Origin of the sequence: Streptomyces polyrhachis (genome assembly GCF_042663125.1) — a bacterium.
GTDB classification, from domain to species: domain Bacteria; phylum Actinomycetota; class Actinomycetes; order Streptomycetales; family Streptomycetaceae; genus Streptomyces; species Streptomyces polyrhachii.
Genome location: NZ_JBHSZO010000010.1, coordinates 110,796 through 133,342 on the forward strand (window position 1 = coordinate 110,796; position 22,547 = coordinate 133,342).

Below are 22,547 nucleotides of genomic sequence, written 5' to 3' on the forward strand. Positions count from 1 at the left end.
TGTGCTGTTGTCGGTGGGGGTGGGGGATCGAGTGCGAGATCGACGGGGGATCGGATCTCGGACAGTCGTGTCGGGTCAAAGGGTATCCGCTCCATGACCTCGGCGATGCCCACAGGTACCCTCGGGTCGTGCTGATCACGGGGATGAACGGGCCCACGGGGCGCCGCGGACTGCTGCGGGGGGCCGTCGCCGGTGCGGCCCTCCTCGCCGCCGGCTGCCAGTCCGCCGAGCAGGGCGAAACAGCTGCCGGTGCGTCCGCCCCCTCGCGGGCCGAGCGGCTGCGCGGGCAGGCGTACGGGGATGCCGCCGCACTGCTGAAACGTTACGACGACGCACTTGCCGCCCATCCGTCGCTCGCGGCGGCCGTGGCTCCGCTCCGGGCGGAGGCGGCGGCGCACGCGGCGGCACTGCGGGGGGCGGGCAAGGCGGACGGCAAGGGGTCTCGCTCGCCGTCGGGCATGCCGTCTTCCGGTGCTCCGTCCGCCTCGGCCCCGCTGTCCGCCGTCGCCGCCGATCCGGTCGAGGCGCGCGGGGAACTGGCCCTCGCGGCCAAGCAGACCGCGCAGGCGTACGAACGGACACTGGCCCGTGCCCCCGGCGAGCTGGCCCGGCTGCTGGCCTCCGTCTCGGCGGCGGCGACGGTCCACGCGTATCTGCTGAGCAAGGGAGCGGCCGAATGAGCGACGAGACCGACGGCCGGACCCCCCTGAGCGCCGCGCAGGCGGTGCTGGCCGGGGAGCACGCCGCCGTCTACGGCTACGGCGTCATCGGCGCGCGGATCGGGGACGGGCGGGCGCGGGAGGCCCGTGCCGCGTACGAGGCGCACCGGGCCCGGCGTGACAGCGCCGCCCGGCTGGTGCGCGAGCTGGGCGGCACCCCGCGGGCCGCGGCCGCCGGATACGCGCTGCCCTTCCGGCTCGCGGACGAGGGCGACGCGGTGCGGATGGCCGCCGAGCTGGAGGACCGGATCGCCGGGGTCTACGCCGATCTGGTGCGCGCCGGCGAGGGACGGCGGCGCACGGAGGCGATGGCGGCGCTCCGCGAGGCGGCGGTGCGCGCGGCCCGCTGGCGGGGGGGAAGTACCGCCTTCCCCGGGCTGGCGGAACGCTAGGGCCTGTTCCGGGCCTGCTGTTCTGGGCTGCGAAGGCCGCAAAGGTCCGCAAGGGGCCGTAGAGGACCGTAAGGGACACTGCACGTATGACTTCCGCACAACTGCCCGTCCGGCTCGATCCGCCGGCGCGGCTCGTCCGGGCCGTCGAGGCGCAGGAGGCCGTGCCCGGCGACACCGGCGGGGGCGGGGGGCGGCGCTGGCTCGCGGGGGTTGCGGAGCTGGTCCGGCGGTACGCCGGGGAGTGGGAGCTGACGCCGGAGCGGGTGCTCGCACCGGGCGGCGGCCACAGCATGCTGGTGCTCGTACGGACGGCGCAGGACGTCCCGGCGGCGCTGAGGCTGAGCGCTCCGCACGCGGCGCCGGCGGGCGCCGCCGCCGCTCGCACGGCCGAGGCGCTGCGGATCTGGCGCGGCCTCGGGGCCGTCCAACTGCTGCGCTCGGGACCGGCCGACGGCGTGCTGCTGCTGGAGCGGCTGCGCGGGGCCGTCAGCCTGCGCTCCCTCGCGGAGAGCAAGGCGGTGCTGGAAGCCACCGCGACGCTGCAGCGGCTGTGGCTGGAGCCCGGTAGCGGCCACGGCTTCGACACGGTGGCCGTCCGCACCCGGGAGCGGGCCGCACGGCTGGTGCGGGCGCGGGCCGGGGTGCCGGAGGCCGGCGCGCTGATCGACCAGGCGATCGCGCTGCGGGAGGGCCTGGCCGCCTCCCCCGCCGAGGACGTGCTGCTGCACGGCGACTACCACCAGGGCCGGGTCCTGGCCGGTGAGCGCACACCGTGGCTCGCCGTCGGGCCGCGCCCGCTGGTGGGCGAGCGGGCGTACGACCTGGCGCGGCTGGTGTACGACCGCCTCGACACCCTGGCCGCCGCTCCGGGCGCTGCGACGTCCGCGCGCCGACGGGTGGCACGGCTGGCGGACACCCTGGAGGTGGACGCCGAACGACTGCGCGGGTGGGCGTACTTCCGTGCCGTGGACGAGGGCATGGCGGCGCTGTCGAGGGGGGAGCGGGGGCGCGGCGAACTGCTGCTGGAGTTCGCGAGCTGGCTGTGAGCCGGCCCGGCCGGGCCCGGACCGGTGACCGGGGGGCACGGCGAGCGCGCTGACTGCCCGAAAGGGTGAGGGAGTTATCCACAACCGCCTGGTTATCCCCAGCCATTCGCCATGATCCACATCTGGCCGGTGCGCTGCGGCAGCCTGTCGGGCATGAGATACGACGAGCAGCGACCGGCGCTTCCCCGACAGCGCACAGCGGGTCCGGACGACGACCCCGCCTCCGCACGACGGCGTGAGCCGCGACCGGACGGACGGAGACCGCGACAGCGGGGAGGCGGGGCGGGCGCGGGGCCGGGCAGTCCCGTGGAGGTGAAGCCGCGACCGCCCGATCGCCCCGGAGGCAGACCGCCACGGGACTGGCCGGCATGGCTGCTCCTGCGGGCAAGGCGCTTGCTGTGGGCGGCTGTTCGGGGACGTACGCCGGCTCGGATCCGGCAGGGGGCGTGCCGCGGGCGGGGAGCCGGTGGCGGCTCCCCGCCCGCGGATGGACCCGGGGTGCTTCCCGGGGTGACGTCCGGGTCCGAGGTGGGAGGGCGCGGACGCGGCGGCGGATCAGATGCCGTGCGGTACCGGCTTGACCTGCTTGCGGAGGCTGAAGCCGGTGAAGATCTGCACGATGCCGAGGACGATCAGAATGCAGCCGGTGACCACCGTCAGCACTGCCAGCGACTCGAAGGGGGAGACCATCAGCACGACGCCGGCCAGGGCGCTCACCACACCCATGAAGCCCTGCCAGCCACGGGCCGGCATGTCCTTGTCCGAGATGGCGGCCACGACCTGGGCGATGCCCTGGAAGAGCCAGCCGATGCCGATCCAGAGCGCGAGCAGCAGCAGGGACCGCGTCTCGCTGCGGAAGCAGAAGAGGCCCAGCAGGATGCAGAGCGCACCGCTGATGAAGGCCATGACGCGCAGCCCCGTGGAGACGTGCGTGCCGAAGGCCGCCATGATCTGCAGGATGCCGGCGAAGAGCAGGTAGACGCCGAAGACGACGGCCGCGACCAGCAGGGTGGCGCCGGGCCAGGCCAGGATCATGACACCCAGCACCAGAGCGAGGATGCCGAGCACCAGAACGCTCTGCCAGGCCTTGCGGGCCAACGTGTGGACGACGCCTTCGTCCGGGCGCGAGGCGCTGGACGCGGTGGTGGTGTCGGACATGGGCGTTGCACACTCCTCAGTTCATGCGGAAGCAGGCGCACCGCTGCGGGGAGACTTCTCGCCCCGGTGCCGCCGGGCGCCGGGCGCATCGCGCCGGCGCCGCGACGGTCGGCTGTCGCAGACCGGCCCCGACGCGGTGCGGTCGCTGACGGACCGCCGCGCTGGGATCGGGTGACATCGCTGCTCCTTGGCTACAGGCCCCGAGTGCCGACTGATGACGCTCTCCCACCGTGGGGTGATCAAGCCCTTTCAATAAAGCAAGCGGCATCCACCCCCGCAAAAGGGTCCAAGGCCGTCCCGCAGCGCCCGAACGGGGCTTTGGCGTGGACGAACGGGGTGCGGGGGAGCGGCCGGAGCATGCGGCCATTCGGGCGACATCGGCCCTTCACCGGGGCTGCCGGCTCCGTTTGCTCCCGCCGCCGGTCAGCGACCGGCGGAGACCTCCCGCGGGTGCTCATCCCCTACATCCCGGGGCGTGGGCTTCGCCCCCAGGCGCGCCACCGCCTCGGACGCCGTCAGCTCCTCGGCCACGCCCGTGCGCCGGTCCTTCAGCTCCACGACGCCCTCGGCGACCCGGCGGCCGACGATCAGGATGTGCGGTACGCCGATCAGTTCCGCGTCGGTGAACTTCACGCCCGGCGAGACCGGGCGGTCGTCCACCAGCACCCGCAGACCGGCCGCCGCCAGCTCCTCCGCCAGCTCCAGGGCCGCCTGCGTCTGCGCGGCCTTGCCCGCCGCGACCACGTGCACGTCGGCGGGAGCCACCTCGCGGGGCCAGCACAGCCCCTTGGCGTCCGCGGTCTGCTCCGCCAGCGCGGCCACCGCGCGCGAGACGCCGATGCCGTAACTGCCCATCGTGACCCGGGCCGGCCTGCCGTCCGCGTCCAGCACGTCGAAGCGGAAGGTGTCGGTGTACTTGCGGCCCAGCTGGAAGATGTGGGCGATCTCGATCGCCCGGTCCAGCCGCAGCCCGGCGCCGCAGGACGGGCACGGATCGCCGTCCCGGACCACGACGACGTCGAGGTATTCGTCGACCTCGAAGTCCCGGCCGCAGACCACGTCGCGGGCGTGGGTGTCGGGCTTGTTGGCACCGGTGACCCAGGCGGTGCCGGGGGCGATGCGCGGGTCGGCGAGATACCGGATGCCCAGTTTCTGCGGGCCGACGTAGCCGCGTACCAGCTCGGGCCGGCCGGCGAAGTCCTCGGCGGTGACCAGCTCGACCGCTGCCGGGGCCAGCAGCTCGGCGAGCTTGCCGAGGTCCACCTCGCGGTCGCCGGGCACGCCCACGGCCGTGATCTCGCCGTCGATCCTGACCAGGAGGTTCTTGAGGGTGGCGGAGGCCGGGACGTCCAGATACGCGGCCATGTCCTCGACCGTTTCGGTGCCGGGGGTGTGCACCTCCGCCAGCGGGCCGTGTGCCGTGCCGTCCACGGGCGTGAGGGCGGTTTGTACGGCCTCGGTGTTGGCCGCGTAGCCGCAGGCCGGGCAGTGGGCGAAGGTGTCCTCGCCGGCCGCCGCGGGCGCCAGGAACTCCTCCGACGCCGAACCGCCCATGGCGCCGGAGACCGCCGAGCAGATGCGGTAGTCCAGGCCGAGGCGCTCGAAGACGCGCTGATAGGCACCGCGGTGCAACGCGTAGGAGGCGGCCAGCCCTTCCTGGGAGAGGTCGAAGGAGTAGGCGTCCTTCATCTGGAACTCGCGGCCGCGCAGGATGCCCGAGCGGGGGCGGGCCTCGTCGCGGTACTTGGTCTGGATCTGGTACAGGATCGCCGGCAGGTCCTTGTAGGAGGTGAACTGGTCCTGGGCGAGCAGCGTGAACTGCTCCTCGTGCGTGGGGCCGAGGACGAACCCGGCGCCCTTGCGGTCCCTGAGGCGGAAGAGGAGGTCGCCGTACTCCTGCGCCCTGCCGCTCGACTCGTACACCTCGCGGGGCAGCAGCGCGGGCAGCAGCACCTCCTGGCCGCCGATGGCGTCCATCTCCTCGCGGACGATCCGGGTCACGTTGTCGAGCACCCGCTTGCCCAGCGGCAGCCATGTCCAGACGCCGGCCGCCACGCGGCGTACGTACCCGGCGCGGACGAGCAGCTGGTGGCTGGTGGTCTCGGCGTCGGCCGGGGCGTCCCGGAGGGTCTTGAGCATCAGGGTGGACATGCGCTGGATGCGGTTCATGGGCGGAGGCTATCGGCGCGGGAGCGGAGGGAGGAAACGGAATAAGCGGCCCTGCGGGACGGGGGGATGGCGCTGGGTGAGGGGCTCTGCTGGGTGAGGGGCTCTGCGGGACGAGGGGGTGTGCGGTGGGGCGGTGACGGATACGGGGCGGCTTCCCGGGGCGGGGAAACGTACTAGGGTGCGCAGCCATGGATGACGTCGTGGTCGGACCGCTCGATCTCGCCGCACGGGTGGACGAGGCACTGGCCGTGCAGGCACTGGCCTTCGGGCTCACCGACGACGAGATCGGCGTCCGGCGCCATGTGGTGCTGCGCCACAGTGCCCACTCCGGTCTGCGGGCGCTCGGTGCGACCACGGCCGAGGGGCGGCTGGTGGGCTTCGTCTACGGCATGCCGAACAACCGGGTCTACTGGTGGTCCACGGTCGTGCAGCCCTATCTGCGCGCCGACGGGCTGGAGTGGTGGCTCGACGACTCCTTCGTGATCACCGAGCTGCACGTGCTCCCCGCGTACCAGAAGCGCGGTATCGGGCGGGAGTTGATCACCCGGCTCACCGACCGGGCCGCCGAGCCGAGGTCGATCCTCTCCGCCATCGACCCCCCGGCCGGCGCGGAGAACCCGGCGCGCAGGTTCTACCGCTCGCTGGGCTACCGGGACCTGGCCCGCCGGGTGCTCTTCCCCTCGGCCCCCAGCCCGTACGCGGTGATGGGCGCCGAGCTGCCGCTGCGACGTCCCTGAGCGGTGGGTGGGGAGCGACTGGGGCTGGAATAACACGTCGTGGCAGGTGAGGTGGGCAGGGTACGGTTGCGGGGCGTACTGACGCAGGTCGGCTCGATCCGGCCCCAAGCCCGAACCGGCGGGTCATCCGGACCAATGTGTTTGTGGGGACTCTGTCCTGCGACTTGCTCCTGGGCGACGTACGGTCGCTGAAGGAGAAGCGTTCCGTCGTCCGTCCGATCGTCGCCGAGCTGCACCGGAAGTTCGCGGTGAGCGTCGCCGAGGTCGGGGACCAGGATCTCCACCGCAGGGCCCGCATCGGGCTGGCGGTGGTCTCGGGGGACCTCGGGCATCTGACCGAGGTGCTGGACCGGTGCGAGCGGCTGCTGGCCGCCCGTCCGGAGGTGGAGCTGCTGTCCGTACGGCGGCGGCTGCACGGTGAAGACGATGAGTGAGAAGAAGGAGACGGACCAGTGGCCGAGAACCCAAGGGCGAAGAGGCTGGCTGACCTCATCCGTGAGGTAGTGGCCGAGAAGCTGCACCGGGGTGTCAAGGACCCGCGGCTCGGCACCCGGGTGACCATCACTGACACGAGGGTGACCGGTGACCTGCGGGAGGCGACCGTCTTCTACACCGTGTACGGCGACGACGAGGAGCGGGAGCAGGCCGCCAAGGGACTGGAGAGCGCCAAGGGCGTGCTGCGGTCGGCGGTCGGCCAGGCGGCCGGGGTGAAGTTCACCCCCTCGCTGACCTTCGTCGCGGACGCGCTGCCCGACACCGCGAAGACCATCGACGACGCGCTCGCCCGGGCCAAGGCCAAGGACGAGCAGGTGCGCCAGGTCTCGACGGGCGCGGCGTACGCCGGGGAGGCGGACCCGTACCGCAAGCCCGGCGAGGAAGACGACCTGGCCGAGGACGAGGACGGGGACACGGACGCCTGATGGGCACGAGCACGACGCCGGACGGCCTGGTCATCGTCGACAAGCCGTCCGGCCTCACGTCGCACGACGTCGTGGCGCGCATGCGGCGCATCGCACGCACCCGGCGGGTGGGGCACGCGGGCACGCTGGACCCGATGGCCACGGGGGTCCTGGTCCTCGGCGTGGAGAAGGCCACGCGGCTGCTCGGTCATCTGGCGCTGACCGAGAAGGAGTACGTGGCGACGATCCGCCTCGGCCAGACGACGGTCACCGACGACGCCGAGGGCACCCTCACGGCCTCGGCCGGCGCCTTCGGGGTCGAGCGCGCCGCCGTCGAGACGGGGATCGCCGCGCTCAGCGGCGACATCATGCAGGTCCCCTCGGCGGTCAGCGCCATCAAGGTGGACGGCAAGCGGGCGTACAAGCGGGTGCTCGACGGGGAGGACGTGGCGCTGGCCGCCCGGCCGGTGACCGTCTCGCGCTTCACCCTCGACGCGCTGCGGCCGGCGGTCGCCGAGGACGGCACGCAGGTGCTGGACCTGGACGTCACGGTCGTCTGCTCCTCGGGCACCTACATCCGGGCGCTCGCCCGGGACCTGGGAGCCGGTCTGGGCGCGGGCGGCCACCTCACGGCGCTGCGGCGTACGCGGGTGGGGCCGTACGGGCTCGACGAGGCGCGCACGCTGCCCGAGTTGGAGGAGCGGCTCGAGGTGCTGCCGATCGCGCAGGCGGCGACCGCGGCGTTCCCGCGGTGGGACGTCTCGGCGGAGGACGCCGAGCGGCTTTCGCACGGGGCGCAGTTGGCCGCGCCCGGGCTGGGGGCGGGGGCGCACGCCGTCTTCGACCCGGCGGGCGTGTTCGTGGCGCTGGTGGAGGAGCGCGACGGCCGCTCGCGGAGCCTGGCGGTCTTCGCCCCCGGCTGAGCGGCCGCCCGGCGGCCTTTGACGCGCCTCGGGCTTCGCCCGAAGGAGTGTCGTCGCCGGACAGCCGTTTCCCGGTTCCCCGTCCTGGCCAGAACCCTTGCGGGCCGAGGCGAGGAGTGGGCGCATGGTCGGTGGGGAGAGCACGGGCGTGGCGGTCGTGGGGGTCTACGACCTTCCCGGGCGGCTGCGCGGGCTCGCCTTTCCGACCGACCGGGACGGCACCCTCCTCACCTCCCACGAAGCCGTGGACGGTCTGCGGCGGCTCGTGCTGCACGTCCCGGGCGAGGAGAGCACCCAGCTCGTCGAGGCCGGGGGCATCACGCCGCTGCCCGCGTACGGGCTCGCCGTCGTCCGGGCGCCGGGAGTGGGACGGAGGGCGCCGATACTGCTCGCCGGGGGCTGGGTGCCCGAGGTCGGGGCGCCGGTGCGGGTCGCCCTGCCGGACGGGATGGTCGAGGGAAGGGTTGCCGGCGTCGGCGACGCCACGTACATCGCCACCGACGCCTTCCATCTGATCGACCCCGTCCTCGAACTCGCCCTGGACGCAAGCCCGTACGGCCCTCCGGTCGCCGGCGCGCCCGTCCTCGACCCCGCCACCGGCGCCGTCCTGGCGGTGCTCGGCACCTCGCTGCACGGCAGTCGCGGCGCCCGCTCGTACGCCCTCCTGCCGCGCGGCGGGCCCTGCGCCGAGCTGGCCGGAGTGGCCGCCGTCAACGGGGCCGCCGTGCCCGGCTTCGGCCGCGACCTGAACCTCGCCGGGGTGCGCCGACTCGCCGGCGAGGCCCAGGTCCCGCCCGGGTATGTGGAGCGCGCCGACGTACGCGCCGGGCTCGACCGCTTCCTCGCCGGCGACGCCCCCGTGCTGGCCCTCGTCGGAGCCCCGGGCAGCGGGCGCAGCACCGAACTCGCCGCCCTCGCCCGCCGCTGTCCCGCCCCGGCCGTCCGGATCCGCGGCGCCGCTCTGCGCCTCGCCGACGCCGGAGTGCGCGACGCCCTGGCCCGCGTGCTCGGCGCGGAGACGCCCGAGAGCGCCGCCGCCGTCGCCCGTACGGCCGGGCAGCCCCTGCTCGTACTCCTCGACGGACCGGAGGAGATGCCGCCGGTGCTGGCGCGCGACCTCGCCGCCTGGAGCACGCAGACCGGTGACTGGCTGCGGCTGCACGGCGTACGGCTGATCGTGGGCTGCCGGCCGGAGTTCTGGGAGTCCGCCCGCCACCACTTCGCCCAACCCCTGCCGCAGCACGGCGAGTCGGGCATCCCCGCCGTACGGCTGGACGATCTGACGCCCCGCCAGGCGGCGCAGGTCCGCACCGGTTACGGCATTCCGGACCTCCCGGCCGACGCCGCCCGCCACCCCCTGTCCCTGCGCCTCCTCGCGGACGTACGGGGCGCGCTGCCCAAGCCCCCCGACGGGAGTCCCGGCCGCCACGAGATCCTCCAGGCGTGGCTGGACCTCGCCTGCCTGCGCGCGGCCGAGCAGCTCGAACGCGGCGACGTACGGCCCACCGACGTACGGCCCACCGGCGTACGGCACACCGCCGCACGGATCGCCGGCCGGGTGCACGAGGCCGCGCGGCGCTGTCTGGGGCCGGGGCAGGGGGAGTTGGACCGGCCGGCGTTCGAGGAGCTGTTCCCCTGGCCGGAAGGCGTCGCCCGCGCGGTGCTCGACGCCGGGCTGCTGGAGGCGGCGGGCGCCGGATACCGCTTCGCGCACGAGGAGCTGGGGGAGTGGCTGCAGGGCGCGCACCTGGACCTGGACGCCGCGCTGGCGCAGCTCACCGGCCCCGGGGCCGGGAGCGGCGACCCGCGCACCGCCCCCGTGCCCCCGCACCGCATCGGCCCGCTCGTCCACGCCCTGCTCCTCGTCGGACACCGGCACGGCGCCGCGGCCCTGCGGACGCGGCTGGCGGGGCTCGTGGAAGCCACCGCCCGCCCCCCGGCCGCCTGGTGGGCCTCCCGACTGCTCGTCCAGACCCTCCTGCGCCTCCCCGACGCCACACCCCAGCTGCCCGTGCTGCGCCTGCTCGCCGAGCGGCTGTGCGGCCAGGAGGCCGGCCCGTACGCACCGCAGGTCTTCGCCCCCGCCTTCTGGACCGCCCTGCGCCTCGCCCCCGAGGACACCTTCGACCTGCTGCGCCCCCTCGTCGCCGCGGACCCGTCCGCCTCCTTCCCCGCAGCCGTCGCCGCGCTGCTGCGGGCCGACCCCGCAGCCGTACAGCCGCTGCTCGTCCGGTGGTTCAGGGACGAGCGCCCCGCCGTCGCGGACGCCGCCCAGGCCCTGCTGCACACTCACCGGGACGCCGACCTCGACGCCCTCACCGACACGCTCGCCGACGCCGCGCACCCCCGCGCCGACCGGCTGCTCGCCGCCCTGTGCGCCGAGGAGCCCGCCGCCCTGTGCCGCGCCGTCGACCGTTGGGCCCACGACCCCCGCGCCGAACGGCACACCGCCGCCGCGGTCTACGGCAGGCACACCGCCCGCCACGCCGCCCACACCGCCGACCGCGACCTGCTCGGCTACGCGGCCCGCACGCTGCTCGCCCTCCCCGCCGAGCCCGCGCTCCACGGCGCGGCGCTGGCGATCCTCGTCCACGACCCGCGCACCCGCCCCGCCCACCTCGCGCACGCCCTCGCCCGCTACGGCGCGGGCGACCCCCACCTCACCGCGGCGGACTTCGGCCCCGCCCTGCCCACCCACCCCGGCCCCGTACTGGCGGCCTTCCGCGTCCGGCTGGACGAGCCCGGCTCCGGCGCCGCCGAGGTGCTGCGGACGCTCGCCCGGATCCGTACCCCCGCCGTGGCCCGCCGCGCGGCCGCGCTGGCCGGCGAGTACGCCGCGCGCCACCCGGAGGGCGCGGCGGCCGTCGCGGCCTTCGTGGACCTGCGCCTGGACCACGGGCCCGAGGCCCGCGCGGTGCTCCAGCCGCTGGCTGTGGAGCTGCTGCGCACCCATCCGCCGGGGGTACGCCGCGCGCTCGCGCCCGTCCTGGCCGCGCCCGGCGCCCCGCAATCGCGGCCCCTGCGGCGCGAGCTGCTCGCGGTGCTGCTGGCCGCCGAGCGCGACGCGGGCGTGCTGGACGTGCTGCTCACCGCGGTGGCCGAGGGCGCCGGGCAGCGCGCGCCCCGGTACACGTACGAACTCCTCGACCGCCTCGCCGAACTCCTCGACACCGACGCCTTCCTCGACGCCCGACTCGGCGCCCTCGCCCAGCGCCTGCCCGCCTTCCGCGAGCTGCTGCGGGCCCGGCCGCACGCGGTGCCTGCGCCCGGGGCGCCCGCCGCGGGGCGCGGCAGTCGGCCGGCGCCGGCCCGGGAGAGCCCCCGGCGCGCGGGGTGACCTGCGCGACATGGCAGGCTTGGGGTCGTCCCCATGCAGCATCATGGGGAGCCGGCATGGGCTGGTACGAGCTGGTACGGACGGTCGAGGAGCGGGCAGAGTGCGGCGCTGGCGTGGCTTGGAGGACATTCCCGAGGGATGGGGGCGCAGTGTCGTCACCATCGGCTCGTTCGACGGCGTGCACCGGGGCCACCAGCTGATCATCGGCCGGGCGGTGGAGCGCGCGCGTGAGCTGGGCGTCCCGTCCGTCGTGGTCACCTTCGACCCGCACCCCTCCGAGGTCGTACGGCCCGGCAGCCACCCCCCGCTGCTCGCCCCGCACCACTACCGGGCGGAGCTGATGGAGCGGCTCGGCGTGGACGCGCTGCTGATCCTGCCGTTCACCGCGGAGTTCTCGAAGCTGTCGCCCGCCGACTTCGTGGTCAAGGTGCTGGTCGACAAGCTGCACGCGCGCTCCGTCATAGAGGGCCCCAACTTCCGTTTCGGGCACCGGGCGGCGGGGGACGTCGCCTTCCTCGAATCGCTGTGCGGCACCTACGACTACGACGTCGAGGTCATCGACCTGTACGTCTCCGGTACGGCCGGCGGCGGACTGCCCTTCTCCTCCACCCTCACCCGGCGCCTGGTCGCCGAGGGCGACGTGACGGGCGCGGCGGAGATCCTGGGCCGCCCGCACCGCGTCGAGGGCATCGTCGTACGGGGCGCGCAGCGCGGACGCGAACTGGGCTTCCCCACGGCGAACGTCGAGACGCTGCCGCACACCGCGATCCCGGCGGACGGGGTGTACGCGGGGTGGCTGACGGCAAACGGTGAGCTGATGCCGGCGGCGATCTCGGTGGGTACGAACCCGCAGTTCGACGGCACGGAGCGCACGGTGGAGGCGTACGCCATCGACCGGGTGGACCTCGACCTGTACGGGCTGCACGTGGCGGTGGACTTCCTGGCGTACCTGCGCGGCCAGGAGAAGTTCGCGACGCTGCAGGACCTGCTGGACCGCATGAAGCGGGACGTGGACCGCTGCCGCGAACTGACGGCGGAGCACGACGCGCAGGCGTGAGCGCCTGCGCGTCGCCGCGCTGTCCGCCCCCGGCGGCGGCCCGCTGTCAGCCCTGCGGCCAGCCGTAGCCGCCGGGCTGCTGCCCGGCAGGGCCGGGGTGACCGGGCTGACCGGGCTGACCCTGAGGGGACTGCCCCGGGAGCGGCGGAGCCACCTGGGGCGGCGCCGGATGGGCCGCCTGGCCCGCCCACAGGCCCTGGGCCCGCTGGGCGCGGGCGAAGTCCTCCGCCACCATCGCCGCCAACTCGACGTACGCCTCGCGGGTCCTGGGCCGCATCATCGTCAGGTCCACTTCCGCGCCCGCCGAGAGGTGCTCGTCGAACGGCACCACCTGCACGCCCCGGCAGCGCTGGCGGAAGTGGCCGACGATATCGTCCACCTTGATCATCTTTGAGGTGTCGCGGACCCCCGAGATCACCGTGATGCTGCGCCGTACCAGCTCCTGGTAGCCGTGCGCCATCAGCCAGTCCATCGTCGTACTGGCGCTGCTCGCGCCGTCCACCGACGGGGTCGAGACGATGATCAGCTGGTCGGCGAGGTCCAGCACGCCGCGCATGGCGCTGTAGAGCAGGCCGGTGCCCGAGTCGGTGAGGATGATCGGATACTGCCGGCCCAGCACGTCGATGACGCGGCGGTAGTCCTCGTCGTTGAAGGTCGTGGAGATCGCCGGGTCCACGTCGTTGGCGAGTATCTCCAGGCCCGAGGACGCCTGGGAGGTGTAACGCCTGATGTCCATGTAGCTGTTGAGGTACGGGATCGCGGAGACGAAGTCGCGGATCGTCGCCCCCGTCTCGCGCCGCACACGGCGGCCGAGCGTGCCGGCGTCCGGGTTGGCGTCGATGGCGATGACCTTGTCCTGCCGCTCGGTGGCGAGCGTGGCGCCGAGCGCGGTGGTCGTCGTGGTCTTGCCGACGCCGCCCTTGAGGCTGATCACCGCGATCCGGTAGCAGGAGAGCACGGGGGTGCGCAGCAGCTCGTGGCGGCGCTGGCGCTCCTCCTCCGCCGCCTTCCCGCCGATCCGGAAGCGGGAGAGGCCGGCCTTCTGCTTCCTGGCCGGCTTGTGCTTGTCGTGCAGCAGCTGGTCCGAGGAGAGCTCGACGGCGGCGGTGTAGCCGAGAGGCGCGCTGTGCACGGGCTGCTGGCGCTGCTCGGGGGTGACCGCCGGCCAGTCGCCGGAGGCGCGGGGGTCGGCGGGGGCGGCGGACTGGGGGGACGGCGCCGGATAGCCGTAACCGCCGGGCGGCGACGGCACGTCGGGCGCCGGCGGCGCTACGGGCTGCTGGGCGCCGGGCGTGCCGGGCGTGCCGGGCGTGCCGGGCGTCGGCCAGGACTGGGGCTGCGCGGGCTGCGGGAGGGGGACGGGCTCCGGTCGCTGCTCCGGTACGGAGGGCGCCGGGCCACTCCACGGTGCACCGGCGGCCGGGGCGGCCGACGGGGGCTGCTGCGGCGCCGGCGGTTCCGCAGCGGGTGTGAACAGCGGCGGGAGCGGCGGCATCCCCTCGGGCGGAGCCGCCGCCGCGGGCGGGGCCGGCAGCGAGGGCGGCGACCACGGCGCGGCCGACTGGTCGGAGCTGTACGGCGCCCGCGGCACGGGCGGCGGGGCGTCCTCCGGCTCCGGCCCGGCGGCCGGGCCGGCCGCCGGTACGGCGTCCTGCGGCTCGGGCGCGCGGTCCGCGGGCGCGGCGTCCCGGGGGGCCGCGGGCTTGATCCGGGGGAGCAGGGTCGTACGCTCGTCGGCCGGTTCGTCGGCCGGCTCCGCGACGTCCTGTCGTACGACGCGGGGGAAGCGCATGGTGGACGGGCTGCTCAGGGCGCCGTCCGCCGGGGTGTCCACGTCCTGTGCGTCCTGTGCGTCCTCCACCTCGTCCCCGCCGCCTGGTACGGAGGGCACCTCGTTCGGCGTGGGCGGGGCAACGGGGAAGGCAGCTGCGGGCTCGACGTCCGTAGAAGGCACGGCCGCTACGGGCTCGGCTGCGGAGGTGGACACGGGCTCGGGCTCCGATACGGCGGAAGGCTCCGCAGCGCTCACATCCTCCGTGGGCCCGCCCGCCCCCTCGACCACCGGCTCCGCAGGCACCGCTCCCTCGGCCGCATCCCCGATCGAAGCCTCCGCACCCTCGGACGCCTCCGAGTCCTCCGCCCCCGGCCCGCTGGCTGCCAGCGGAACCGGCGGCGCGGCCGCGAAACCGGACGGCAGCGACGGCACCTCCGAACCACCCGTGGACTCCGCGTCCGCCGCGCCCTGCGTGTACCAGGCCGACGGCGCGTAGTCGATGGTGAACTCGCCGGTCCGTTCGAACTCGGACTCCTCGTCGGGGCTGGTCCGGCCCACGCCGTTCTGGTCCCGATCGGTGCTCACAGTGCCTCCCGTATAGCTGCCGACGCCGCGCGACCGCTTTTGCCACCGGCATCGACGCTGTCCCCAACCGGGCGGTTCAACCGCCGCTCGCGTACCCGCCCACCCTAAAGGGAACGACGGCGCGAACGGCAGGGCGGGCCCCCGGTGATCGCCACCCGCGCTCCGGCGACCGCGCTCCGACCGGCAGGTGGACGAGATCCCACGCATCCGGGGACAGGCCGCACCCACCCCCCACTCACCTGGGAAGACGAAGGTTGACGGAAACCCCCCTCAGTCCAGCCGCCGCGGCTGCCCCAGCAACTGCGCCTCGGCATCCGTCGGTTGCGTGTAGACGTACTGCCGCTCCGACCGCGTACACCACAGGGTGACCCCGTCACCCAGCGTGGACAGTGCCTCCACATCAGCCTGCGGCAGCAGCATCAGCCGCCCCAGCAGCGCCGCCTCCTCCGGCGACACACGCTGGACGCCGACCAGCGAGGCCCCCTCCGCCAACCGCGGCACCGCGGGCCCCAGATAGGGCACCACCGTGAGCACCGACTGCCAGGGCAGCGCCGCGGTGCGCCCGCGCGGCGGCCGCACGCCGCAGTCCCGGACCACCAGCACCGGACTGCCCACCGCCGGCCCCAACGGCGGCACCTGGCCCACCTTGTGCAGCGTGATGACCTCCAGACCCGCGCCCGCCGCCCGTGCCAGATCGGTCCACAGCTGCGCCCGGCCCGTCTCCACCGCGACCCGCGCCCCCGTACCGGCCGCGCGCAGCGCCAGCGCCTGGGCGGTCCACAGACCACCGACGAGCAGCACATGGTATGGCACGGGGTGGTGGAAGGAGGCGAGGTACGGGCGGTGCTCCGCGTCCGTACCGACGATCACGCCGTCGTCGCCCACCGGCAGCGCCAGCAGGTCCAGCCGGTCGGTCGGCAGCAGGTGCCCGGTACGGCGCGGGCCGCGCAGCCCGCGCATCCTCATCCCCAGGTCCTGCATCATCACAGCGCACCTCCCAGCGGCAACGAGGCGACGACCCCGGGCAGTTGCTCCCGGTCCAGCCGCACCAGTGAGACCTTCGCCGCGCGGGCGAGCTGCTCGGCGGAGCGGAGTGCCTGGTTCAGCTCGGACTCCGAACGGCCCGTCACCCGCAGATGGCCGTGCACCCGCGTCGAGTCGCGGCGCGGCCCGCGCCGCACTGTCAGGCTGAACGTGGTGGCCAGCGCGGGCCCGGAGGTCAGCGCGGCGACCAGCCGCGGCAGCGGCGCCGCGCCGCGCCCCATCGCCGGCCAGGAGGCGACGGCGAACACCGTGTGCCAGCGGTCGTCGCACTGCCAGCTGCGCTGGTTCTCCCTCGTCCGCTTCACCAGCGGTGCGTCCGGCTGCTCGGCCCGCGCCGTGGCCAGCGGGTTGGCGCAGGCGGACGTCGCCACCGCCGCGATGACCCCGTCCTCGTCGAGGACGGTGGCGCGAAAGCCCGCGCCGGTGATCCGGCTGGCGACATGGTCGGCGACCCGCACCAGGCACTTCTGCGCACCCGCCAGCCCGCCGCCGCGCGCCTGGACGGCCTCCCGGCACAGCTCGGGGTCGAACTTCACCGCCACCCAGGTCAGCCGCAGCGCCGGAGCGTGCGCCCCGCCGGCCGCCCCCTCCGACGCGCCGCCCGCCGCCTTCGACAGCGACTCCTCCAGCGCCGCGTAGCTGCGCCGGGCCACCGCCTGCTCCGGCAGATGCGACGCCGGCGCGGGCCGCACATGCTGCACGACCTGCACCGACTCCACCGCGATCCCGTCCACGTCGAGCGCGCCGCGCAGCAGCGCCAGCGGCAGCGCCCGCGCACCGGCATGGGGAATCCCCTGCTCGGAGGGCTTGGCATGGGGCATCCCCTGCTCGGAGAGCATGGGGAAGGGCCGCAGCGCACCAGGGCCGGCCTCGACCCGTACCAGCGCGGTCAAAAACGTCCCGTCGCCGAGCATGCCGACGGTGCGGCGGTCCCGGTCGAGGCAGGCGTACGAACGCAGCCCCGGTACGCACTCGGCCGCCGGCGTCAGCGCCGGATCGGCGCCGGGCTCGGGCAGCGGCGGTACGAAAGCACGCCGCCGGCGGAACGCGACCCCCGTCGCCCACCAGTCCGGCACGGTCCGCTGGTGCCTGCGCAGCAGAGCGAAGACCGCCAGCGGCACGGCGACGGCCCCGGCCGGGACCAGATACGCGTCGTCCAGCGCCACCGCGCCGACGAAGACCGCCAACGCCAGCTCGACCAGCACCAGTTGGCCCAGCCGCACCGGCCCCAGCCGCAAGGCGGGCGGCTCGGTACGCAGCGGGACGGGCGCGGACGGCCCACCTCGGGGGCCGCCCCCCTCATCACCGCGGGTTGGCCCCCGCGCGGTCGTCGCGGTCCCCATGTCCCCCAGCCTCCGCTCGTACGACAGCCCGGTCCTCGGTCCGCTCGCCCCCGAACTCCACCTGTCCGGGCGCGGGTTGGCCACATTACCCAACGGCACGAATGAGCAACCGTCTGTTACCGGGAGATCGAAACGCGGCATAGTAGAGGGCCGTACGGGACCGCGCGGGCCCGTACGGCAGCGCAGGCAGCCACAGGACACGGGGAGAGAGCTGCATGGCATCGCGGCGGGACGAGCTCAACGCCTACACCTTCGCGAAGAAGCGACTGGTGGGCCAGTTTCTCCAGCCCCATCCGACCGGCACGGAGGAGGGCGCGCCCAATCCGCTGCGCGGCATCCTGCCCGGCATGATCATCGCGGTGGCCGCCCTCGCCGTCTTCGGCGCCGTCGGCCTCTTCAAGCCCAAGGCCCCCGAGGACTGGGACGAGGCCGAGGCGCACATCATCCGCGCCAGCGACTCCAGCACCTTCTACGTCGTCCTCACCACCGGCGGCAGACCGCAGCTGCACGAGGTACTCAACCTCGCCTCCGCCCGCCTCCTCCTCGCCCCCGGCGCCGGGATCGTCGACGTGGACGTGGACGTCCTCGACGGCTCCCCGCTCCCGCGCGGCGCCACCCTCGGCATCCAGAACGCCCCCGACCGGCTGCCGAGCGCCGAGGAGGTCGGCGAGAAGAAGCGCTGGGCGGTCTGCCAGCGCCCCACCGAGGGCGGCCGCGCGGTGCAGAAGGCCGCGTTCGTCCTGGACGCCGCCGACGCGCGGCGGGTGGAGGGCCGGGGCCGGCTGACCGGCGGGCAGGTCCTCTACGTGCAGGGGCCCGACAACAAGCACTACCTGGTCGACCGCACCGGCACCAAGTACCCCTTCGCAGGCGGGGGGCCGGACCTGGGACCCCTCCTCCTGCCCCTCGTCGGCAGCGGCACGCAGCCCCAGCGCGTCTCGCACGAGTGGCTCGCGACCCTGCACCCCGGCGACGCGATCCGCTTCCCCCGGGTCGACGGCCTCGGCGAGCCGACCCGCGCCCCCGCCGACGGCCTCCCCGCGCACGCCCGCGTCGTCGGCACCGTGCTGCAGGCGGCCTCCGGAGTAGGCGAGGCGCGGTTCGTCGTCCTGCGCGAACGCATCGCCCCTGTCTCGGACTTCACGGCCGAGCTGCTGCTCTCCATGCCCGAGGCGGCCGACGTCCTGAAGACCGACGGCAAGCCCGTCCAGGTCAGTACGGGCAGCATGACCCCCACCGGCGAGCCCTTCGGCAGCAGCCTCACCTGGCCCACCGCCGAGGCCGACCCCGTCAACAGCGCCTCCACCGCCGAGGGCGGCCGCAACACCGTCTGCAACGTCCTGCGCGACGTCGGCGACGGCAACCGCAGCGAGCTGTACACCTGGGCCGGCACCCGCCTCCCCGCCCCCCTCGCCATCGGCTCCGCCTCGGTCTACGTCACCCCCGGCTCCGGCCAGCTCTACCGCCAGTCCAGCGGCTCCTCCACCGACACGGGCAGCGCCTTCCTCGTCACCGACAAGGGCCTGCGCTTCGCGATGCAGTCCAACGAGGACGGCCAGCACGACGCCTGCGGACTCGGCAGCCAGGACAGGGAGCGCGGCAAGGGCGGGCAGGGGGAGGCCAACTCCGCCCAGCGGCGCCTCGACTACGAGAACGTGACCGCCCACCCCATCCCCCAGGAGTGGTCGGACTTCCTGCCCACCGGCCCGCGCCTGTCGACGGCGGACGCCTGCCAGCCGCAGAACCTGTGACGGATGTGACAGAGGTGCCCCCGCCGATGCCCCGCCCCCCGCGCCCAACCGCCGCCCTGGTCGCCGTCGTTGCCGCCCTGCTGCCGCTGCTCTGGGCCGCGCCCCCGGCCGCCGCCCAGGGCAGCCGGTGCACCTTCCCCGCCGAGGTCTACAAGGGCCGCCCCTGGTCGCTCCAGCGCGTCAACCCGGAGGAGCTGTGGAAGGCCGCCGGCACCAAGGGCGCAGGGGTGCGGATCGCCGTGATCGACACCGGAGTCGACGCCTCCCACCCCCAGCTGCGCGCGGCAGTGGACCGGACGGCGGGCGCCAAGTTCCTCAAGGGCGGGGCGGAGAAGACCGCGGAGAAGGGGACTCCCCCCAGCCGGACGGCCCAACTCGGCGCGAAGAACGGCACCACCGACTTCGTCGGCCACGGCACGAAGATCGCCGGCATCATCGCCGCCCGCCCCGCCGACGGCACGGGCTTCGTCGGCCTGGCGCCCGAGGCGACGATCGTGCCGATCATCCAGAACGACGAGAACGGCTCGGGCACCTCCGACACCCTCGCCGAGGCCATCGTCTACGCGGTCGACAGGGCGAAGGTCCAGATCATCAACATCTCCCAGGACACCGCCACGGCACTGCGCGCCGACTCCGCGCTCGAACAGGCCGTCGAGTACGCCCTGCGGCGCAACGTGCTCGTCATCGCCTCCGCCGGGAACGACGGACTCGGCGGCGCGGTCAAGGAGACCTACCCGGCCGCCTACCCGGGCGTACTGGCGGTGGCGGCCTCCGACCGCACCAACGAGCGCGCCTCCTTCTCCCAGTCCGGCGCCTTCGTCGGCGTCGCGGCCCCCGGCGTCGACATGGTCTCCACCGTCCCCAAGGGCGGCCACTGCAGCGACAACGGCACGTCCTTCTCCGCCCCGTACGCGGCGGGGGTCGCCGCGTTGCTCCGGGCCAAGCACGCCGACTGGACCGCCCGGCAGATCACCGCCCGGCTCCAGCAGACGGCCCAGCGCACCATCCGCGGCCGCGACCGCCTCGTCGGCTGGGGCGTCGTCGACCCGGTGCGGGCACTGTCGGGGGACGCCGAGCCGATCGACGCCCCGTACGAGGACCACACGACCCTCTCCCGCGCCCAGCTCCCGACGCCGGCCAGGCTGCCGGCGGGGGAGACGGAGGAGCAGCGCACCGAACGCCTGGCGACCTACGCGCTCGTGGCGGCGGCGGCCCTGCTCGCGCTGACGGCGGGCGCGGCGCGGGTGCACCGCGACCGCGCGCGGCGGCGGGGGGACGCGGCGTCAAGGTGAGGTGGGTTCGTCACACCCGCAACATGAGTACCAGTGCTTATCCGGCCGTTGGCGGGACAACATAGGATTTTGAGGGCAACAACCTGTCAGCAAAGGCAAGTTGATGACGCGTCGTAACTGAGTCCTGACAGCAGGTCAGTAGACTTGCCGGTCGGAAAGGGCACGATGCGTGCATAGGGTTCGGCGCACCGCAGCGTACGAGAAGGCTCCACGGGATGGACGGGGAAGGAGCGGCCTTGGCTACGCCGGAAGTCGGAGCAACGACGGGGATCGCGGCGGCAGTGTCCGCCGGAGCGCTGGCGGCGATGTCCGCCAGGAACCTCAAGGTCGGCTATGACTCGATGACGGAGTTCCGCGCCAAGATCGGCACGATCCTCGACGGGTTGCGCGGTTCGCCCGGCGCCCGCAGTTCCGTCGGCGACCAGCAGGTGGACCGTGCGGCGCTGGGCAGCGGCGGCGAGTTCCCCGAGGCGGACGCCCTGGCCAAGTGCTACGCGCACGCGCAGGCGCAACTGGTGCAGCTGGCCGAGACGGCGGACCGCCTGATCGACGCCCTGGGCATCGCGGTGGACGGCGCCGCACGGGGCTACCAGAACCTGGACGAGGACGAACGCCGCCGCTTCCACTCCGTCAACACGGAGGTGTACGAACAGCGCGAGGAGTTCAAGGCCGGCAGGGCGGACGCACATCGGACCGACAAGAAGCAGCAGACGTTCTGACCGGAGGGGGAGTCATGGCGGACGGCACGCAGCAACCGGCGGAAGAGCCCGTTCCTCTTCCGGACACGGCACCGAGCGGGGCGCAGCTCGGCTTCATGGAGATCCTGCGCCAGGTGCGGGGCTTCTTCGGCGCGGACACCCTGGGGAGCATGAACTTCGAGGACAAGTCCCTGGAGGAGTTGACCGCTTATGTCCAGGCGGTGAACCCGGAGCAACTGGAGTCCTCCGGCGACGCGCTCTTCCAGGCGGGGCACGCCTTCGAGGACGCGAGCGAGACGCTGAAGCGCGATATCGCCGGCACCAAGTGGGACGGCGATGCGGGAGAGGCATTCCGCGTCTGGAGCCTGAACTTCGTCAGCAAGACAAAGCAGCTGGGCGACTACGCCGCCCAGGCCGGTACGCAGATCAAGGCGGCCGGCGAGGGCCTGGCCCAGGTCCGCGCGGCGATGCCGGCGAACATCGAGGGCTCCCCGCGCGTGGAGGCACTCACCCCGGAGCAGCGCCAGACGAGCGAAACCGACGTCCGCGAGGCGCTGGCCGCGGACCGCGCGGAGAAGGAGGCACGGCGCCAGGAGGCGATCGTGCAGATGAACAAACTGTCGTCGTACTACCAGGTGACGGCTACGACACTGGGGTCGATGGAACCGCCGGTGTTCGAGCCTATTGATGCGCCGGTGCCGATGGTTAGGGAGCGTGATCCTGGCGCCCCAGGCGGCGACGGTGACTACGGAAGTGCTTCGCCCGATTCCCGCTCGCCGGGGACACCGGACGTGCCCGGATCCCCTCAGCCGTCGCCGACGGATCCGAGCAGCCCCCCAACAGGTCCCAGCAGTCCTTCGGCAGCACCAAGTGCTCCGTCGGGTGTGGCTCCGGGTGGGACCCCCCTGGCTCCTGACGCACCCGTCGGCACTGACCTGAACAGCGTGGCGCCTCCGATTGCGCCGAGCCCTGGACCTACCCCGAGTCCGATCGCCTCCGGGCCTGCTCCGACGGTTCCTACGGGTCCGGCGGGGCCTCCCGGCTACATGCCACCGGCTATGGGCCCGCGCGTTCCGCTCGGGAAGACGCCGGGTATTTCCGGGATGCCCCGAGGGTCCGTTGCTCCGGCAGGGGCCTCGCGTAGTGGTCCGCAGGCAGGTGCGCAGCCGACGCGTCCCGGTGCACGTGGGCCATTGACCCCAACGGTCGGACGACCTGGGGGAACTGGCCCCATGGCCGGATCGGCGCCGCGAACCACTTCTCCCACGGTGCGTCCGTCAGGGCCCATGGGACCGGGCGGAACGACAGGACGCCCCGGTGTCATCGGGTCGGGCGCTGGACGAGGTGTCGGTAGTCCGGGTGCCGCAGGCGCCCCCCGCAGCGGCACCATCGGTTCCGGGCGCGGCCCGGCCGGCACCTCGGGGGCGCGTGTCCCGCGCGGAACCGTGGTCGGTGGGGACGGCATCTCCAGTGGGCGTGGAGTGAATCGTCCCGGTGCCATGCGCGGTGGGGCTGCCGAGGGAAGAGGTGTTGTCGGCGGCTCTCGTAGCGCCGGTCAGCGCGGGTTCACCCAGGGAGGCTCCGGCCTGGCCAGCCGCCGCAATGAGGGCGAACACGACCCGG

Annotated in this window: 18 protein-coding genes; 12 read left to right on the forward strand and 6 right to left on the reverse strand. The window is 74.3% G+C overall.

The annotated features are described in order from the left end of the window. The first annotated feature begins 128 nt into the window (after window positions 1-128). The 3 genes from ACFQLX_RS09005 to ACFQLX_RS09015 all read left to right on the forward strand — a co-directional run bounded on the left by ACFQLX_RS09005 (window position 129) and on the right by ACFQLX_RS09015 (window position 2,157). Window positions 129-680, forward strand: a complete 552-nt coding sequence (locus tag ACFQLX_RS09005) for a hypothetical protein (protein WP_386413627.1) — start codon at window positions 129-131, stop codon at window positions 678-680. Beyond that, window positions 677-1,111 (forward strand): ferritin-like domain-containing protein, encoded by a 435-nt coding sequence (locus tag ACFQLX_RS09010; protein ID WP_386413628.1) that lies wholly within the window; start codon window positions 677-679, stop codon window positions 1,109-1,111. Before ACFQLX_RS09005 ends, ACFQLX_RS09010 begins: the two co-directional genes overlap by 4 nt. Before the next feature lie 86 nt (window positions 1,112-1,197). Continuing rightward, the gene (locus ACFQLX_RS09015) at window positions 1,198-2,157 is read left to right on the forward strand and encodes an aminoglycoside phosphotransferase family protein (RefSeq protein WP_386413629.1); all 960 of its coding nucleotides are present in this window, start codon (window positions 1,198-1,200) and stop codon (window positions 2,155-2,157) included. 555 nt (window positions 2,158-2,712) lie between these two features. On the opposite strand, the gene ACFQLX_RS09020 is transcribed toward ACFQLX_RS09015, so the two are convergent. Both ACFQLX_RS09020 and ACFQLX_RS09025 read right to left on the reverse strand, forming a co-directional pair. Then, window positions 2,713-3,315, reverse strand: a complete 603-nt coding sequence (locus ACFQLX_RS09020; protein WP_386413630.1) for an HdeD family acid-resistance protein — start codon at window positions 3,313-3,315, stop codon at window positions 2,713-2,715. A gap of 423 nt (window positions 3,316-3,738) precedes the next feature. Further along, on the reverse strand, window positions 3,739-5,484 hold the full coding sequence (locus ACFQLX_RS09025) for a proline--tRNA ligase (RefSeq protein WP_386413631.1): 1,746 nt from the start codon (window positions 5,482-5,484) through the stop codon (window positions 3,739-3,741). 188 nt (window positions 5,485-5,672) lie between these two features. Here ACFQLX_RS09025 and ACFQLX_RS09030 point away from each other — a divergent pair, with 188 nt between their 5' ends. From ACFQLX_RS09030 to ACFQLX_RS09055, 6 genes are all read left to right on the forward strand, one after another. Beyond that, the gene (locus ACFQLX_RS09030; RefSeq protein ID WP_386413632.1) at window positions 5,673-6,221 is read left to right on the forward strand and encodes a GNAT family N-acetyltransferase; all 549 of its coding nucleotides are present in this window, start codon (window positions 5,673-5,675) and stop codon (window positions 6,219-6,221) included. Between the two features lie 137 nt (window positions 6,222-6,358). Further along, window positions 6,359-6,655 (forward strand): DUF503 domain-containing protein, encoded by a 297-nt coding sequence (locus ACFQLX_RS09035; RefSeq protein ID WP_386413633.1) that lies wholly within the window; start codon window positions 6,359-6,361, stop codon window positions 6,653-6,655. 18 nt (window positions 6,656-6,673) lie between these two features. Then, entirely contained in the window at window positions 6,674-7,141 is a 468-nt protein-coding gene (gene rbfA / locus ACFQLX_RS09040; RefSeq protein ID WP_386413634.1) for a 30S ribosome-binding factor RbfA, read from the forward strand. Beyond that, window positions 7,141-8,043, forward strand: coding sequence for a tRNA pseudouridine(55) synthase TruB (gene truB, locus ACFQLX_RS09045; RefSeq protein WP_386413635.1), 903 nt, complete (start codon window positions 7,141-7,143; stop codon window positions 8,041-8,043). Before rbfA ends, truB begins: the two co-directional genes overlap by 1 nt. A 124-nt stretch (window positions 8,044-8,167) precedes the next feature. After that, entirely contained in the window at window positions 8,168-11,380 is a 3,213-nt protein-coding gene (locus ACFQLX_RS09050; RefSeq protein WP_386413636.1) for a serine protease, read from the forward strand. 100 nt (window positions 11,381-11,480) lie between these two features. Further along, window positions 11,481-12,437 (forward strand): bifunctional riboflavin kinase/FAD synthetase, encoded by a 957-nt coding sequence (locus ACFQLX_RS09055; protein ID WP_386413637.1) that lies wholly within the window; start codon window positions 11,481-11,483, stop codon window positions 12,435-12,437. Between the two features lie 46 nt (window positions 12,438-12,483). On the opposite strand, the gene ACFQLX_RS09060 is transcribed toward ACFQLX_RS09055, so the two are convergent. From ACFQLX_RS09060 to eccE, 3 genes are all read right to left on the reverse strand, one after another. Then, window positions 12,484-14,796, reverse strand: a complete 2,313-nt coding sequence (locus ACFQLX_RS09060; protein WP_386413638.1) for an SCO5717 family growth-regulating ATPase — start codon at window positions 14,794-14,796, stop codon at window positions 12,484-12,486. A 270-nt stretch (window positions 14,797-15,066) separates the two neighbouring features. After that, window positions 15,067-15,780 (reverse strand): hypothetical protein, encoded by a 714-nt coding sequence (locus ACFQLX_RS09065; protein ID WP_386413639.1) that lies wholly within the window; start codon window positions 15,778-15,780, stop codon window positions 15,067-15,069. Then, complete coding sequence (eccE, locus tag ACFQLX_RS09070; RefSeq protein ID WP_386413640.1) at window positions 15,780-17,183, reverse strand: type VII secretion protein EccE; 1,404 nt, start codon at window positions 17,181-17,183, stop codon at window positions 15,780-15,782. Before eccE ends, ACFQLX_RS09065 begins: the two co-directional genes overlap by 1 nt. A 215-nt stretch (window positions 17,184-17,398) precedes the next feature. On the opposite strand from eccE, the gene eccB reads away from it, so the two are divergent. The 3 genes from eccB (at window position 17,399) to ACFQLX_RS09085 (ending at window position 20,945) form a co-directional block, all read left to right on the forward strand. Continuing rightward, entirely contained in the window at window positions 17,399-18,934 is a 1,536-nt protein-coding gene (gene eccB / locus ACFQLX_RS09075; RefSeq protein WP_386413641.1) for a type VII secretion protein EccB, read from the forward strand. Between the two features lie 26 nt (window positions 18,935-18,960). Next, entirely contained in the window at window positions 18,961-20,226 is a 1,266-nt protein-coding gene (gene mycP / locus ACFQLX_RS09080) for a type VII secretion-associated serine protease mycosin (protein ID WP_386413642.1), read from the forward strand. A gap of 236 nt (window positions 20,227-20,462) precedes the next feature. Further along, complete coding sequence (locus tag ACFQLX_RS09085; RefSeq protein ID WP_386413643.1) at window positions 20,463-20,945, forward strand: hypothetical protein; 483 nt, start codon at window positions 20,463-20,465, stop codon at window positions 20,943-20,945. Between the two features lie 379 nt (window positions 20,946-21,324). Here the strand turns inward: ACFQLX_RS09085 and ACFQLX_RS09090 are convergent, their stop codons facing one another. Further along, a complete protein-coding gene (locus ACFQLX_RS09090; protein WP_386413644.1) occupies window positions 21,325-21,540 on the reverse strand; it encodes a hypothetical protein in 216 nt (71 codons plus the stop codon). Window positions 21,541-22,547 lie beyond the last annotated feature (1,007 nt).

Coding starts and splice junctions, on each gene's coding strand:
- ACFQLX_RS09010 (WP_386413628.1), top strand. CDS start 677: ATGAGCGACGAGACCGACGGCCGGACCCCCCTGAGCGCCGCGCAGGCG.
- ACFQLX_RS09015 (WP_386413629.1), top strand. CDS start 1,198: ATGACTTCCGCACAACTGCCCGTCCGGCTCGATCCGCCGGCGCGGCTC.
- ACFQLX_RS09020 (WP_386413630.1), bottom strand. CDS start 3,315: ATGTCCGACACCACCACCGCGTCCAGCGCCTCGCGCCCGGACGAAGGC.
- ACFQLX_RS09025 (WP_386413631.1), bottom strand. CDS start 5,484: ATGAACCGCATCCAGCGCATGTCCACCCTGATGCTCAAGACCCTCCGG.
- ACFQLX_RS09030 (WP_386413632.1), top strand. CDS start 5,673: ATGGATGACGTCGTGGTCGGACCGCTCGATCTCGCCGCACGGGTGGAC.
- truB (WP_386413635.1), top strand. CDS start 7,141: ATGGGCACGAGCACGACGCCGGACGGCCTGGTCATCGTCGACAAGCCG.
- ACFQLX_RS09050 (WP_386413636.1), top strand. CDS start 8,168: ATGGTCGGTGGGGAGAGCACGGGCGTGGCGGTCGTGGGGGTCTACGAC.
- ACFQLX_RS09065 (WP_386413639.1), bottom strand. CDS start 15,780: ATGATGCAGGACCTGGGGATGAGGATGCGCGGGCTGCGCGGCCCGCGC.
- eccE (WP_386413640.1), bottom strand. CDS start 17,183: ATGGGGACCGCGACGACCGCGCGGGGGCCAACCCGCGGTGATGAGGGG.
- eccB (WP_386413641.1), top strand. CDS start 17,399: ATGGCATCGCGGCGGGACGAGCTCAACGCCTACACCTTCGCGAAGAAG.
- mycP (WP_386413642.1), top strand. CDS start 18,961: ATGCCCCGCCCCCCGCGCCCAACCGCCGCCCTGGTCGCCGTCGTTGCC.